Origin of the sequence: Moraxella boevrei DSM 14165, from assembly GCF_000379845.1 — a bacterium.
In the GTDB taxonomy this organism is placed as follows: domain Bacteria; phylum Pseudomonadota; class Gammaproteobacteria; order Pseudomonadales; family Moraxellaceae; genus Faucicola; species Faucicola boevrei.
On sequence record NZ_KB903775.1, the window covers coordinates 1 to 15,090 of the forward strand.

Annotated in this window: 11 protein-coding genes; 3 read left to right on the top strand and 8 right to left on the bottom strand. The window is 41.4% G+C overall.

The window, feature by feature from the left end; genetic code table 11:
* Together A3G3_RS0103485 and A3G3_RS0103490 are read left to right on the top strand one after the other, a co-directional pair.
* Window positions 1-891 (top strand): FimV/HubP family polar landmark protein (locus A3G3_RS0103485; RefSeq protein WP_019519158.1); only part of this gene is annotated, 891 nt, incomplete at its 5' end.
* Between the two features lie 129 nt (window positions 892-1,020).
* A complete protein-coding gene (locus A3G3_RS0103490) occupies window positions 1,021-2,007 on the top strand; it encodes an ABC transporter permease family protein (protein WP_019519159.1) in 987 nt (328 codons plus the stop codon).
* A gap of 157 nt (window positions 2,008-2,164) precedes the next feature.
* Here A3G3_RS0103490 and A3G3_RS0103495 read toward each other — a convergent pair whose 3' ends face one another.
* The 6 genes from A3G3_RS0103495 to A3G3_RS0103515 all read right to left on the bottom strand — a co-directional run bounded on the left by A3G3_RS0103495 (window position 2,165) and on the right by A3G3_RS0103515 (window position 7,372).
* Complete coding sequence (locus A3G3_RS0103495; protein WP_019519160.1) at window positions 2,165-2,569, bottom strand: type II toxin-antitoxin system death-on-curing family toxin; 405 nt, start codon at window positions 2,567-2,569, stop codon at window positions 2,165-2,167.
* Complete coding sequence (locus tag A3G3_RS0103500) at window positions 2,569-2,739, bottom strand: hypothetical protein (protein ID WP_019519161.1); 171 nt, start codon at window positions 2,737-2,739, stop codon at window positions 2,569-2,571. The genes A3G3_RS0103495 and A3G3_RS0103500 overlap by 1 nt, the downstream gene beginning before the upstream one ends.
* A gap of 42 nt (window positions 2,740-2,781) precedes the next feature.
* Entirely contained in the window at window positions 2,782-4,209 is a 1,428-nt protein-coding gene (locus A3G3_RS0103505) for a hypothetical protein (protein ID WP_019519162.1), read from the bottom strand.
* A gap of 87 nt (window positions 4,210-4,296) precedes the next feature.
* Window positions 4,297-4,482 carry a hypothetical protein gene (locus A3G3_RS14465; protein WP_156802085.1) on the bottom strand — a complete coding sequence of 62 codons (186 nt, stop codon included), beginning with the start codon at window positions 4,480-4,482 and terminating at the stop codon, window positions 4,297-4,299.
* Window positions 4,483-4,523: 41 nt separating this feature from the next.
* The gene (gene narL, locus A3G3_RS0103510; protein WP_019519163.1) at window positions 4,524-5,204 is read right to left on the bottom strand and encodes a two-component system response regulator NarL; all 681 of its coding nucleotides are present in this window, start codon (window positions 5,202-5,204) and stop codon (window positions 4,524-4,526) included.
* 257 nt (window positions 5,205-5,461) lie between these two features.
* On the bottom strand, window positions 5,462-7,372 hold the full coding sequence (locus tag A3G3_RS0103515; RefSeq protein ID WP_019519164.1) for a histidine kinase: 1,911 nt from the start codon (window positions 7,370-7,372) through the stop codon (window positions 5,462-5,464).
* Window positions 7,373-7,663: 291 nt separating this feature from the next.
* Here A3G3_RS0103515 and A3G3_RS0103520 point away from each other — a divergent pair, with 291 nt between their 5' ends.
* The gene (locus A3G3_RS0103520) at window positions 7,664-8,938 is read left to right on the top strand and encodes an MFS transporter (RefSeq protein WP_156802087.1); all 1,275 of its coding nucleotides are present in this window, start codon (window positions 7,664-7,666) and stop codon (window positions 8,936-8,938) included.
* A 97-nt stretch (window positions 8,939-9,035) separates the two neighbouring features.
* Here the strand turns inward: A3G3_RS0103520 and A3G3_RS0103530 are convergent, their stop codons facing one another.
* Window positions 9,036-10,457: an FAD-dependent oxidoreductase gene (locus A3G3_RS0103530; protein WP_019519167.1), complete on the bottom strand. Its 1,422-nt coding sequence runs from the start codon at window positions 10,455-10,457 to the stop codon at window positions 9,036-9,038.
* A 136-nt stretch (window positions 10,458-10,593) separates the two neighbouring features.
* Window positions 10,594-15,063 (bottom strand): glutamate synthase large subunit, encoded by a 4,470-nt coding sequence (gene gltB / locus A3G3_RS0103535; protein WP_019519168.1) that lies wholly within the window; start codon window positions 15,061-15,063, stop codon window positions 10,594-10,596.
* Window positions 15,064-15,090 lie beyond the last annotated feature (27 nt).

Sequence of the window (15,090 nt, forward strand, 5' to 3'; positions counted from 1 at the left end):
CCGGTTGCTCCTACACCTGTGATTGAAGAAGAGGCTTTAGCAGAATTTGACTTTGATTTACCAAGCGAAAAAGTCGAACCACCGGTTGCTCCTACGCCTGTGATTGAAGAAGAGGCTTTAGCAGAATTTGATTTTGACTTGCCAAGTGAAACCGCTCCTGTTGCTCCAATCTCCGTTGTTGATAAGCCTGTTGCAAGCGTTGAAGAAGAGGCGTTAGCGGAGTTTGACTTTGATTTACCAAGCGAAAAAGCTGAAACACCGGTTGCTTCTACACCTGTGATTGAAGAAGAGGCTTTAGCAGACTTTAATTTTGACTTACCAAGCGAAACGGTTGAAGTTGAAACGCCTGTTGTTGCTGAGCCTACACCAGTTATGGAAGAAAGTTTAGACATCGAAGACAATTTTGACTTCGATTTACCAAGCGAAACGGTTGAAGTTGAAACGCCTGTCGTTGCTGAGCCTACACCAGTTATAGAAGAAAGTTTAGACATCGAAGACAATTTTGACTTTGATTTACCAAATGAAACCATTGAAGTTGAGACGCCTGTCGTTGCTGAACCTACACCAGCTGTTGAAGAAAGTTTAGAAATTGCAGATGATAGCATTACCGACAGCTTTAGTGAAGATTTGGCTGATGAGCCTGTTGTGGCGCCTACCGTACCTGTCAGCGTTGCAAGCGATAGCAGGCTAAGCAACATGGATGTTGAACTTGGCGGTGCGTTTGATGTGATTAAAAACTTGGACGCAAATCAACTTAACATTGACCTTGCCGAACAGTACATTCACCTTGGCGAGTATGACAGTGCCAAACGTTTGTTAAACGAAATCCAAGCGACTGCAAGCGGTGAGTTTGCTTCAAAGATTAAAACTTTGTTAGAAAAAATTGATTAAATAGTAGTTTCATCAAGTTAATTATGTTAATATTTAACTTTATCTAACAAGACCAAAAAGGCAAAATAGATATTTTGCCTTTTTTATTATTAATTTTTTCTTGGAACGCTTGTAAAGGGATAAACATCAATGTCTACTCAAACAATACCAACCAATATATTAACCCACAACGCAACCGCAAACGGTGAAATTACCCTTGGTGCGGTGGATTTGGATTTTGACGATTTGTTTGACTTTACCCCGCCAAGTATCCAGTCAAACATTGACCCACGCACGGAATCTTTGCCAAAAGATAACGGTTTCTTACAAAAACAACCCCTTAGTACCACGATTGATACTGATGATGTATTCGCTACGCCTGATTTAGATAATTTAGGGTTGACCTACAGCAAAAATTTAGCAAAAACAGATGTGTTAAATGCTGAACCAACGCCCCAACCAAGCGTTACCGTCAACCCTGCCCCTATGAAAGTCACACCAACCCTAATAGCCACCGCAAAAGTTACAGCTGACAATCCTGCTAAAAATATCACAGCAATTGATAATCGGCATAAAATTTCATCAGATTTCACAGAGCAAAGCAAAGTTACAATACAGCCCGTGACTGCAAATGTAACCCAAACGCATAACGATACTATTCAAGCTAGCAATCATGCAATTCTCCAAACTAGCTCACCTACCAGCAAAGCCCAAATTAAAGAAAAAGCCACGCATAAGCAAAAAAAGATAAAACTATCTGGCAAAGCCAAAGCCCATTATATTGACATTAAGCCGACTGTTGGCAAACGCTGTTTACACATGGTGTTGGTCGGATCGATTTTTGCATTGGTTGGACTGTTGGTGGATTGGGTTATCAATCTAAGCAAGGCGTTTGGTGAGAGTAATTCGGCGGAAATGGTCTGGTTTTTCTTGCCCTGTTTGGCGGTATTAGGCGTAGTTTCGGGTTGGTTTTTTGGGGCAAAGGGGTTGGATGTTGTGTTTGGTATGTTTAATATTACGCTCGATGAAAAGCACCCAAATGATGATGATGGTTTTTCGTCAGGGTTACTAAAAGCGATTGGTTTTGGGTTAAGCATTGCGATTGTGGGTTGGTTGATTTTAATGATGTTGGCATAATGCTACAAGTTAATGTTGACGGTAGATTTAAGCCGATTTCTTGGGCAACATGATGTGTGATATGAATACTGACTTGGGTAACTTCGCCAAATTAAAAAATGTGCCTTTTGATGTGCCACCACTCATATAAGAGGCTGGGATTGGGGTTTGCATTGTTTTAGTCCTTTTGTGGGTTTATGCTACTTAAATATTGATAATACAAAATATCCGCAAATTCACTTTCAGATAATTCGCCAATCACCAAATCACGCATAGCGTCCGCCATTAAAATATGGTCTATTGTGATTTCATAATCATTGAGCGATAAATATTCTAATGCAACCGCTAACCCTGTGCGTTTATTGGCATCAGATAAAGCGTGAGCCATTGCAATACTATTAGCATATTTACTGGCGATTTCAAACACATCATTTAAGCCTTCATACAAAATCGCATTATCAATCCGAGATAATGCTCCTTGTAATTTGCCAATATCCGCCTGTCCTTTCATTCCTTTTTCGGTAGAAAGAATGTAGGCATTAATTTCAATTACTCTCTCAAATGGAAAACAAATAATCTCCATTACATATCCGCCAAGCGTTTAAAGGTTTCTTTATGTGTCCGTAACACAAGTTTGGTTTCAGATTTAATAATCTGTTGCCCTTGTTCGCCTGTTAAATCTAGCTTTTTGGTTGCGGGGATTTTTGGGCGATTAGTTGGGGCAACGCCATATTTTGAAAGTTTGTTACTCATAAAATTGTCCTTTGGGCGTAAGGTGCGTATTACGCACCGTTTTTAATTATCAAAACCTTTCAAAGCGTCTTTATAACGGCTATCTTTGCCTAAATTTGGTAATTGTGCAGGTGTCGATTTTGCTATTAAATCTAAAGCTTTTTGTATAATTGTATTGCTAGATTTCTGTTGAAAAAATTGAGCTAATTTTATAAATCTTTTCGCACAACTTGAGTGTCTGTCCAGTCTCAAGGCTACCTGTTCATCAAGTAATAATTTTGTAAATTCTTTAAATTCATTATCTTGAAACTTATCTATCATTTCATCATAGTAAGGAACTGCAGAATTAGATAACCCATACCCATTTCCTATTCTTGCTAAAATTAATATTTTAACATAATCAAATCTAATATTTTTTGGTATAATTCCATTTTCGGGAATGTAATCTGACAATATTTTTGCGTGGGCTGGTTCATTGTAAAAATTGTTCATTCCATAATGTGCATTTCTTAGATTATCTAAACTTTCCGATATCTTTAAAGACAAATCATCTTCTGGTAAAAAAGAATTTCCGCCAACAATATTTAAAAATTCTTCTGCCAATTTTTTTCTTTCAATGTCTGCATTGACAGAAAATGAATTGTATTTTATGCCATATCTATACTTTTCTTCATTTGAAACTACATTCCAACATTTTTTTGCTATTAATTTAATATTATTCTTTATGGTTACTGATGTTTTGGTATCAGTATACATACCAAAAATAGCACGCAATAAAAAGGTTACTCTATCCACAGAAAGTCGCTCTATGTGTTCTTTAATTGGTTCTGCATCTTGTTCGGTTAAGGAGTTTTTTCTGATGTTGTCCAATAAACGTTTTGTTTCAATGGCTGACTGTTCGGGTTCTTTGGATATAACTTCTTTTAGGCAAGTTTCAAGCCAGCTTAATAAGTTTAAGCCAGTTAATTCACTTTGGTTTGGATGGGCTGCACTAGCCCAATTCCTCATATCTCTTATATAATCTAAATGTTTGTAAGCAATATCAGATATAATGCCTATCTTTTTACATCCTTCAATAAGTTCACAGTCTGTCAAATCAACCAAGTGTTCTTCGCTACGCAAATTACTTCTTCTCTTTTGATCTGAAATAGTGCTATCAAAAAAATACCCTAAGTCAAAATTTGATACTTTTTGTCTTAAATTTAATATTGTTTCATCCCATAAGAAGTTTAAAGCCGCATCAAATAAACCAACTCCACACGCAGCAACAAATTTTGACAGATACAATGAATTACCAATTTGTTCCGAATTAATAATATTGATTGTGTCTAATAGATTGTTAATGACTTTATTTCTCTGAGAAACTTCAACAAGAACATTTTCTTGCGGTAAACCCAAATTTTTTAAAAATTGATTAAGTGCATAGTCAAAGCTATTGACATTTTCCATCACAATTTCGTGATGTGGCTTTTGGAATAAAACTTCATTCATTTTGTTACCCTTAAAAAATTGAAAATTAGAAAAACTGACAGACAGCACCACGCTATCTGCCAATTATACCACAATTTTTTACACCCATTAACTTAGAAATTTCCCCGCAAACTCCCTAAGCACACCCCCTGCCTTATAGGTTTTGACATCACTATCAAGGCGGCATAAGACAGGCACGGTTTGGGTCTCGCCATTGTTGCGTTCAATGACCAGCTCTAATTCACAGCGAGCCGAAATATCGCCCTTGACCGAATAAATTTCTGTACCGTCCAATTTAAGCGTATGGCGGTTTTGCCGTAATTTAACTTTAGTAATTAATTTTTCAGATTATTCACCGCCCACACCGCCGCTTCTACCCGTGTGCGTAAGCCGATTTTACCCAAAATATGTTTGACATGCACTTTCACCGTGGACTCGGCAATGCCTAATTTATTACCAATCATTTTATTGCTCATGCCGTCGCTAATCATGTGTAACACTTGCAATTCACGCTCAGTCAAGTCATAGTTTAGCTCATTTTTGGTCGGTTTTCGCATGGCTTGAGCCAAAATCGGGGCTAACGCAGGACTAATCACTAACTCACCGCGTAAAATCCGCCGAATATCGTGAATAATCTGTTCAGGCTCCATATCTTTGAGCAGATAGCCGTCCACACCGAGCTCCAACGCATCTTGCACATCTTTGGTATTATCCGACACGGTAAATAGCAACACTTTGGCATCAATCTGCAATTCACGCAGTTTTTTCAGCGTTTCAATCCCATTTAAAATCGGCATATTGTGGTCAAGCACAATCAAATCCACCACATTTTTTGCCAAAAAATCCAGTGCTTCTAGCCCGTGGTTGGCTTCACCGCACACGGTGACATCAGTTTCAAGATTTAACAAATCCTTTAAACCACGCCGTATCATCGGATGGTCGTCCACGAGCAACAAGCGTGCAGGTGTAATGTTGGTAAAAATTTTGTTTTTGACAGGGGGTTTATTTAAGTTCATAAATTTCTCAAAAGTTAGTAAAAATCGTTGTTAACCTCAATAAAGTAAAAAAATAAAACCGTTCGCACTGCGTTTGTCAAAGTGTCGGGCTTCTTCCTAGCTCAACAGGTGTACCACGAATGAAAACCTTAGAACCTGTATTCACAACCTTACGCAACTGAATTTTACTTTAAAAATATAAAACAAAAAATGTGCTTTTGCATAAAAACTGGCTAAATCTTATTCTTAATTGAATTGACTATTATTCGCCAATCATATTAGCTAATAAATAAACGTGGTATAAACGTTAAACTCACTTTTGTGCCTTGTTCTAGTCGCTGAATTGCAACCGCACCGCCCAAGTTTTTACCACGTTCTTTCATGATTTTTAAGCCATGATGGTGTTTTGGGTTAAAATTAAAATCAATGCCAACGCCGTCATCCACCACTTCTAGCACCATGTTGCCATCTTGGTCTTGGCTGAGACTGACGACAACTTCGCTCGCTTTGGCGTGTTTGTGGGCGTTGGATAAGGCTTCGCGCACGATTTGTATCACGTCAACTTGTTCGTTAGCGGACAAATTCATCGCCATAATGCGATTATCTAATGCCACGTGAAAACCGCCTTTTTGCCCAAATTCTTCACAGGCATTTTGGAGAGCCGTTTCAAAATCGGTATCAATACTTAAGCGAAACGTTTGTAATAACTCACGTAATTGCAGATAAGCACCACTTAAACCATCTTTTAAATTCATCACTTTTTCATTCACCACAGGGTTATTTTGTTGACTCTCCAAGGCTTTTGTTAAAGTAGTTAATTCAAATTTTAGATAGGTTAAAGACTGTGCTAGCGAGTCGTGCAATTCTCGTCCGATAATACTGCGTTCTTCAAAAAGCACGATTTGGTGCTCTTGTTGTCGCAGTTTTTGTTCCGCCAATGCGATGCCAATCAAACTTGCCAAAGTTTTTAATAACTCATCATGGTCAAAAAATAAGCCAGTATCCACATCGTCATGAATGGTCAGCGTTGGGATTTTGTTGGGGTCTTTGGCTAAAAACATCGGCTCGTCAATCAGGCGACGTTCATGTGTTTGTGCCATTAATTCACCAAAGACGATATTTTGATTGGTAATATTATACACGGTTAACTGGCTATTGTGCTTGATTTCACAATGATTGCAATCATCTATTTGACAAAAACTACTGCGTTTTTTATTGTGTAACGCAAAGGCATCTTTTTTTTGTGTTATTTCGCTGTTTAAACATAAGGTCAAATCAGTATTGGGTAATAACCCCCCTACTTCATTAATCAGTTGTTGCAGTTTGGCAAACGACATGGTCTGCGTGTTAATCTGTTTGGCAAACTCAAACAATAACGCCAATGCCTGATTTGAACGGCTAAGATGATAAGTTTTGCGTGCCACTTCGCCTTGCAAATGTTCTTGATGATGATGAATGGTTTGGCTCATCTCGTTAAACACCTGCCCCAATTCGTTCAGTTCATCATATGCCGTGAGGGTCACTTTGGCAGGTTCACCCGCTTTTAACTGATGGGTCGCTCGCCCAATTTGGCGAATGGGTAGCAACACATTTTGGTGCAGTTCATATAGCCCAATCATCATCACCACGATGCTGATAATCAACATCACAATTTGAAAAAACTGCTGTAAAGCTTGGCGATTTTCGTTGCGTTCTTGGATTAACGAAACCAATTTATCCACTTGATTGATATATTCAATCGAATTTTGGTAAAACTGCTCCTTATCGTTATTTTTAATTTCATTGAATAATTTGGTTTGCCAAATCGTGTCAATACTTGCCAATTGTGCCAAAATTTCGGGGCTACGGTTATTACGAGAATTTTCATAATGGTGCAAATTTACCAACTTTTGTTGCATATCTTGGATAAGTTGCTCGCTTGGCAACACCGTCATATTATATCTCAGCGATTTGTCCAATTCGGCAATGTGTTGATAATCATCAGCAAGCACAAAATTCATGCGATAAGTCGCCATTCGCATTGAGCCTGCGGTATTCACCGCCTTGGCATCAAGCTCTGCCGTCCACGCCAAAAATCCGCTAATCATCGCACTCATCACCATCAAAAAGGCAATAATCGCCACAGCCCCTGATGCACGGATTGGCAATGAGTTGATATATTTTTGGATAAAAGTTGGTAATTTTAGCAAGTAAACTCCTACACTACCCCTAAATAGTTACTTTGCACTGGATTTGGCAAAATCAGATTGCAAATCAGACACATTACAGCAAAGTATTAACTAACTTATTGAAAATAGGTGACTTTATACGCTAATCCGTTTGGTTTTACCATACACCTAAAGGCGTATAGCTGGTTATTCTAACGTGTTTTTGCCGATAGGATATTGATTTAAATCAATCATTTTTGTGAAAACCTTGCTATGATAATCGGTGTAATCATAAAAAAGGAGCTTGTTATGGCAAGTGAAAAATATAAACAAATGGCGGTACTGACTTCATCTACCATCGCCTTTACTGTATGTTTTATGGTATGGATGATGTTTGCGGTGTTGGGTATTCCCATTCAAAAAACCTTAGGCTTAAACAACACCGAATTTGGTCTCTTGGCGGCAACGCCTGTACTCACAGGCTCGCTTGTGCGTTTGCCAATTGGTCTGATGACGGATAAATTTGGCGGTCGTATTGTGTTTTTTGTGTTGATGCTGATTACCGTCATTCCAATTTATGCGATGAGTTTTGCCAATCAATACTGGCATTTTTTGGTGTTGGGTTTGTTTGTTGGTTTGGCAGGTGGTTCGTTCACCGTTGGGATTGCCTATGTTGCCAAATGGTTTCCGCAGGAGCGTCAAGGCTTTGCCATGGGCGTGTTTGGGGCAGGTAATGCAGGCTCTGCTTTAACCAAAATCATCGGGCCTTCCATCATCACCGCTGGGGCTGCTACCGCTCTCGGTCAAGCCGAAGGTTGGCGGATGTTACCAAAGGTATATGCAGGCATTATGCTTGCCACCGCCGTGATGTTTTGGTTCTTTAGCTATGACAATAAGGACCACCGTACGGCAAGTACCGCAAGTGTATCAAGCCAATTAGCCGTATTAAAAGACCCTGATGTGTGGCGTTATTCGCAGTATTATTCGATTGTATTCGGCGGATATGTGGCGTTAGCCCTATGGATGACCAAATATTATGTCAATGAATACGGCTTTACCCTACAAACAGCAGCGTTTTTGGCGGCGTGTTTTAGCTTACCTGGTGGCGTACTGCGTGCGTTGGGCGGTTGGTTGTCGGATAAGTATTCGGCTCATACCGTAACTTGGTGGGTGTTGTGGATATGTATGATTTTATTGTTTATTTTATCTTATCCACAAACTCAGTTACACATTCAGACGGTGGACGGCGTGAAAGAATTCCACATTGGACTAAATTCTACTATCTTTACCGTGTTAATTTTTGCCCTAGGTATTGCCTTTGCCGTTGGTAAAGCATCGGTGTTTAAATATCTATCAGACGACTACAAACACAACATGGGTGCGGTGTCTGGCGTGGTTGGTTTAGCAGGGGGTTTGGGTGGATTTATTTTGCCAATTATGTTCGGTATGGCAGTGGATATCACAGGCATTCGTTCATCGGCGTTTATGATTATGTTTGGTGTGGTGTGGGTGAGTTTAATTTGGATTTATATGTCTGAAGTGCGTCCACGTATGGAAACAAGTCATAAAGAAGCCCAAGCATTGAAAAAAGCAAAACAAAACGCTTAACAAAATGCTAAAAGCACCAATAACAACGCTCCAAAATTGGAGCGTTTTTTATGCTTGGATTTTTTATTTTCATCTTTATTTTGATAAAAACCAAAAATCAAACTTCCAAATAATCCAAAATCCCTTTCGCCGCTTGTCGCCCTTCCCAAATGGCGGTTACCACAAGGTCAGAGCCACGCACCATATCACCACCTGCAAAGATTTTTGGATTTTTGGTTTGGAATGGATAAGTTTGTTGTTCTGGGGCAATCACACGTCCGCCATTATCCAATGTCACGCCTTGGCTGGCGAACCAATCAGCAGGGCTTGGGCGAAAGCCAAACGCCATAATCACCGCATCAGCTGGCAAAATTTCTTCGGAATTTGGCACAGGTTCTGGATTTCTACGCCCACGGTTGTCAGGTTGTCCTAGTTGTGTGGTGATGACTTTTACTCCAGTTACTTTGCCATTTAAGCCCATAATTTCAATCGGTTGGCGGTTAAACAAAAAGTTTACCCCTTCTTCACGGGCATTTTTGACTTCACGGCGAGAACCCGGCATATTTTCTTCATCACGGCGATAGGCACAGGTGACGCTCGTCGCACCTTGGCGAATACTGGTGCGGTTACAGTCCATCGCGGTATCGCCACCGCCTAACACCACGACATTTTTGCCTTGTACGTCAATATAGTCGTTGGCATCGGTTTCCCAACCTTGACAACGATTGACATTGGCAATCAAAAAGTCCAACGCATCGTACACACCAATCAAGTTTTCACCTGTATAACCGCCACGCATATAGGTATAAGTCCCCATACCCATAAAGACCGCATCGTAATCTTGTAATAACTGCTCAATCTGCACATCTTTGCCAATTTCGGTATTTAGGCGAAATTCCACGCCCATACTTTCGAACACTTCACGGCGACGACGCATGACATTTTTTTCCATTTTAAATTCAGGAATGCCAAAGGTTAACAAACCGCCGATTTCTGGACGCTTGTCAAATACCACAGGTTTCACGCCATTGCGTGCCAAAATATCGGCACAGCCAAGCCCTGCAGGACCTGCACCGATAATCGCTACTTTTTTATCCGTCCAAACCACACCTGACATATCAGGTCGCCAGCCCAAGGCAAAAGCAGTATCGGTAATATATTTTTCAACATTACCAATCGTCACTGCCCCAAAGCCGTCATTTAAGGTACACGCCCCTTCGCATAGGCGGTCTTGCGGACAGACACGCCCACAGACTTCAGGCAACGTATTGGTTTGATGGCAGAGTTCCACTGCTTGTAGAATTTGCCCTTCGGTGGCGAGTTTTAGCCAGTTGGGAATATAGTTATGCACAGGGCATTTCCATTCGCAGTAAGGATTGCCACAGCCAAGACAGCGGTGGGCTTGTTCGCTGGCTTCATCACGTTCAAATGGGTTGTATATTTCTACAAATTGATGCGTTCGGGTATCAATGTCTTTTTTGCTTGGGTCGGTACGTGCAACGTCAAGAAATTGAAAATCGTTATTTAAGCGTTTTGCCATAATTTTTTCCTAAGTGAGTTTTATTTTTAACAGTTTTTAAGATTTTGATTTTGTTAAAAATATTACCTGCCGAGAATTATTTTTGCAAGGTAGATTATCCCAAAAATAAACGGATAACCTATCTTATTATCGTTAATTATTGTGGGTCTGCCATGGTTGATTTTAACAAGGAGGCGATATTGGCGGCTTTGGGTTTTACCAAATAAAACTTACGCACATAGTGCTCAAAATCACCCAAAATCGTCTGCCCCCATTGGCTACCTGTTTTGGCAACGTGTTCTTTAATAATTTGCATTAAATGGATACGATGACTTTCGGTTTGTTCGTTAGAAATACGATGAATATCAATCAATTCATGATTACAACGGTCAAAGAAATCCCCTTCCAAATCAAGCACATAGGCAAATCCCCCTGTCATGCCTGCCCCAAAGTTCAAGCCTGTTTTACCAAGTACCGTTACGATACCGCCTGTCATATATTCACAGCAGTGGTCGCCTGTACCTTCCACCACAGCATGACACCCTGAGTTACGCACCGCAAATCGCTCGCCTGCCGTACCTGATGCAAACAAACGTCCACCTGTCGCACCGTACAAGCAAGTATTACCGATAATCGCGGTTTGTTGGCTGGCAAATGTTGAGCCTTTTGGTGGGTAAATCACGATTTCGCCACCTGCCATGCCTTTGCCAACGTAGTCATTGGCATCGCCTTCTAGCTCAATGTTTAAACCACCTGCATTCCACACGCCAAGGCTTTGCCCTGCAGTACCTGTTAAATGTAGGTTAATCGGTGAGCCACTCATGCCAAGATTGCCATAAATTTGGGCGATTTCACCTGAAATTCTTGCCCCAATCGAGCGGTCACAGTTACCAATGCGATAACTAAAATCACCGCCTGTCCCCGCACGAATGGTCGCCATCATGTCATTCACCATGTCTTCGGCGAGCAAGCCTTTATCAAACGGGTCATTTTTTGCCACTTGACAGGTTTGTGGTTTGCCATCGGCTTTGGTATGGCTAAACAATAATGGACTTAAATCAAGATGATTTTGTTTTGCCGTTTCACCGTCCAAAATACTTAATAAATCAGTGCGTCCGACCAGCTCTTCCATAGAACGCACGCCTAATTTGGCAAGCCATTCACGGGTTTCAGTCGCAACGAATTTAAAGAAGTTAATCAACATTTCGGCTTCGCCAATAAAATGCTCATCACGCAAATCCGATTTTTGGGTGGCAACCCCTGTTGGACAGTTGTTTAAATGGCAAATGCGTAAATATTTACAACCCACCGCAATCATTGGCGTTGTGCCAAAACCAAAACTTTCTGCCCCCAAAATACAGGCTTTTACCACATCAAGCCCTGTTTTTAAGCCACCGTCTGTTTGGATACGCACTTTATCACGCAAGCCATTGACACGCAAAGACTGATGGGCTTCTGACAGCCCAAGCTCCCAAGGCGAGCCTGCATAGTGAATAGATGACAATGGCGAGGCCGCCGTGCCACCGTCATAACCTGAAATGGTAATCAAGTCGGCATAGGCTTTGGCAACCCCTGTCGCAATCGTACCAACTCCCGGACGAGAAACCAATTTTACCGAAACCAACGCATCAGGGTTGACTTGTTTTAAATCAAAAATTAACTGAGCCAAGTCTTCAATCGAATAAATATCATGGTGTGGTGGTGGTGAAATCAAGGTTACTCCCGGTACAGAATAACGCAGACGAGCGATTAAACTGTTCACTTTACCACCTGGTAATTGTCCGCCTTCGCCCGGTTTTGCCCCTTGTGCGACTTTGATTTGCATGACTTCTGCCGAACGCAGATATGCAGGCGTCACCCCAAACCGCCCTGAAGCGATTTGTTTAATTTTGGAATTGCGAATACTATTGTAACGCACAGGGTCTTCACCACCTTCGCCTGAGTTTGAACGTCCGCCGATGGTATTCATGGCAATGGCAATCGCTTCGTGGGCTTCTGGTGACAACGCCCCAAGCGACATCCCTGCTGAGTCAAAGCGTTTTAAAATATGCTCAATACTTTCCACGTCATCAATGCTAATTGGATTATCCGTTCTTAGCTGTAACAAGTCTCGCAAAGTTGCGACAGGGCGTGTGTTGACGATATCGGCATAGGCTTGATAATTGGCATAATCACCTGTGCGTACTGCTTTGTGCAAGGCTTGGATAACATCAGGGTTAAAGGCATGGTATTCTTTGTTAAACACAAATTTTAACAAACCACCTTGGTCAAGCGGTGTACGTTGACTAAACGCATTTTTTGCCAACAAACGTTGGTCAATTTCTAAATCGTCAAAAGTCGCCCCTTGAATACGGCTTTCTAAACCGCTAAAACATAGCTCAATGATTTCATCAGACAAGCCCACCGCTTCAAACAGTTGAGCCCCACGATATGAAGAAATGGTAGAAATGCCCATTTTTGACAAGATTTTTAGCAAACCCTTGTCCATACTTTTACGGAAGTTTTCTTGGGCGTATAATGGGTCACCGAGCAACTCGCCTTTTTCAACCAAATCAGCAATCACGCTATACGCCAAATATGGATAAACAGCAGTCGCCCCCACGCCAAGTAATACTGCCAAATGGTGCGAGTCTCGCATCAATCCTGTTTCTACCACGATATTGGCATCGCAACGTAACCCAATATTAATCAAATGGTGATGCACCGCCCCTGTTGCCATAATCGCATTGGCAGGGATTTTTCCTTTTTCAATGGCTTTATCCGACAATACCAAAATCACCTTGCCTGATTTTACCGCTTTTTCGGCTTGTTTACAGATATGTTTTAGGGCTTTTTCAAGGGTGAATTTTTCACTATCATAATTTAAATCAATGACTTGCAACGCAAAACCGTCTTTGTCAATATTTTGGATTTGTGCCATTTTACTCGCTGATAACACAGGGGAAGACAGCACGATACGGTTGGCGTGTTCAGGCGTTGGGTCAAAGATATTTTTTTCGGTGCCAAGGCAAGTTTCTAACGACATCACAATTGCTTCACGCAATGGGTCAATCGGTGGGTTGGTAACTTGCGCAAACTGTTGACGAAAAAAGTCCGCAACATGACGAATTTGGCGAGAAAGCACCGCCATTGGCGTATCATCACCCATTGAGCCAACGGCTTCTTGCCCATTTTCGGCAGATGGGCGTAAAATTTCGGTGCGTTCTTCATGGGTGATGTGAAACATTTTTTGTAAAGCCAACAAATCATTGCCTTTTATCACCGACTGTAATGCTTGTTCTTCTAGTTTTGCATCATTGCGTAAGCGTAAAGCATTATCACGCAACCATAGGCGATAAGGGTGCGATTTTTTCAACTTTCTACCCACTGCTTGGGTATCCATGATATTGCCTGTTTCGGTGTCAATCACTAGCATTTGACCTGGCCCAACACGCCCTTTTGCCACCACGTCTTCAGGTTGATAATCCCATGTGCCAACTTCCGATGCCACGGTGATATAGCCGTTTTTGGTCGTTACCCAACGTGAAGGTCGCAAACCATTCCTATCAAGCATACATACCGCATAGCGACCGTCTTGGATAACCAACCCTGCAGGGCCGTCCCATGCTTCCATGTGCTGTGAATAAAACTCATAAAACGCTCGCAAATCCATATCCATGGTATCCACATTTTGCCAAGCAGGTGGCACAAGGATAGACAACGCATGAAACAGCTCCATACCGCCATTCACCATGACTTCTAACATATTGTCAAGACTAGACGAGTCCGAGCCTGTACGGTTCACCAGCGGATGCAATTCTTGCAATTCTGGCATCAATTCGCTCATAAATTTTGGTGTACGTGCCACCGCCCAATCTCGGTTGCCGTCAATCGTGTTTAACTCACCATTGTGTGCCAAATAGCGAAACGGCTGTGCCAACGGCCAACGTGGTAGCGTATTGGTAGAAAAACGTTGGTGAAACACCACAATATGCGATGCCAACCGCTCATCTTGCAAATCCAAGAAAAACGCAGGCAAATCCGCAGGCATCACCAAACCTTTATAAATCACCGTTTGTGATGTTAAACCAGTCACATAAAATAGCGGGTCATCGGTCAGTTGTAATTCGGTTTTTTTGCGAGCGACAAATAATTTACGGTTAAAAGTTTCTTCGTCCATATCGGTTGGACAATTCACCAAAATTTGCTTAAACGCCGGCAAACTCTCACGAGCAATCTCACCAACAATCCGTAAATCTACAGGTACATCACGCCAGCCTGCCACGCTTAGACCTTGATTTTCAATTTCTTGGTTAAAAATATCTTGTGATTTTTGGGCTAACGCTTTGTCCAAATTCAAAAAAATCGTCCCCACCGCAAAAATCGGCGTTAACGCAAACCCATTATCGGATGCGACTTTTTGGAAAAACTCTTTTGGCATTGCCAATAAAAGTCCACAACCGTCGCCTGTTTTGCCATCCGAGGCAACCCCACCACGGTGAGTCATACAGCTTAAACTGTGAATAGCAGTCTCCACCAAATCATGGCTAGGTTCGCCATGCGTATGAGCAATCAGCCCAAAACCGCAGTTGTCTTTAAATTCATCAGGTTGGTAAAGATTGGTGTGATTGGCATAATATGAAGTCATGGCGGTATTCCCAAAATGCAAAGCGAA

What these genes read in the sequence shown, in the direction of transcription:
- A3G3_RS0103490 (WP_019519159.1), top strand. Translation starts at nt 1,021, where the DNA reads ATGTCTACTCAAACAATACCAACCAATATATTAACCCACAACGCAACC.
- A3G3_RS0103495 (WP_019519160.1), bottom strand. Translation starts at nt 2,569, where the DNA reads ATGGAGATTATTTGTTTTCCATTTGAGAGAGTAATTGAAATTAATGCC.
- A3G3_RS0103500 (WP_019519161.1), bottom strand. Translation starts at nt 2,739, where the DNA reads ATGAGTAACAAACTTTCAAAATATGGCGTTGCCCCAACTAATCGCCCA.
- A3G3_RS0103505 (WP_019519162.1), bottom strand. Translation starts at nt 4,209, where the DNA reads ATGAATGAAGTTTTATTCCAAAAGCCACATCACGAAATTGTGATGGAA.
- narL (WP_019519163.1), bottom strand. Translation starts at nt 5,204, where the DNA reads ATGAACTTAAATAAACCCCCTGTCAAAAACAAAATTTTTACCAACATT.
- A3G3_RS0103520 (WP_156802087.1), top strand. Translation starts at nt 7,664, where the DNA reads ATGGCGGTACTGACTTCATCTACCATCGCCTTTACTGTATGTTTTATG.
- A3G3_RS0103530 (WP_019519167.1), bottom strand. Translation starts at nt 10,457, where the DNA reads ATGGCAAAACGCTTAAATAACGATTTTCAATTTCTTGACGTTGCACGT.
- gltB (WP_019519168.1), bottom strand. Translation starts at nt 15,063, where the DNA reads ATGACTTCATATTATGCCAATCACACCAATCTTTACCAACCTGATGAA.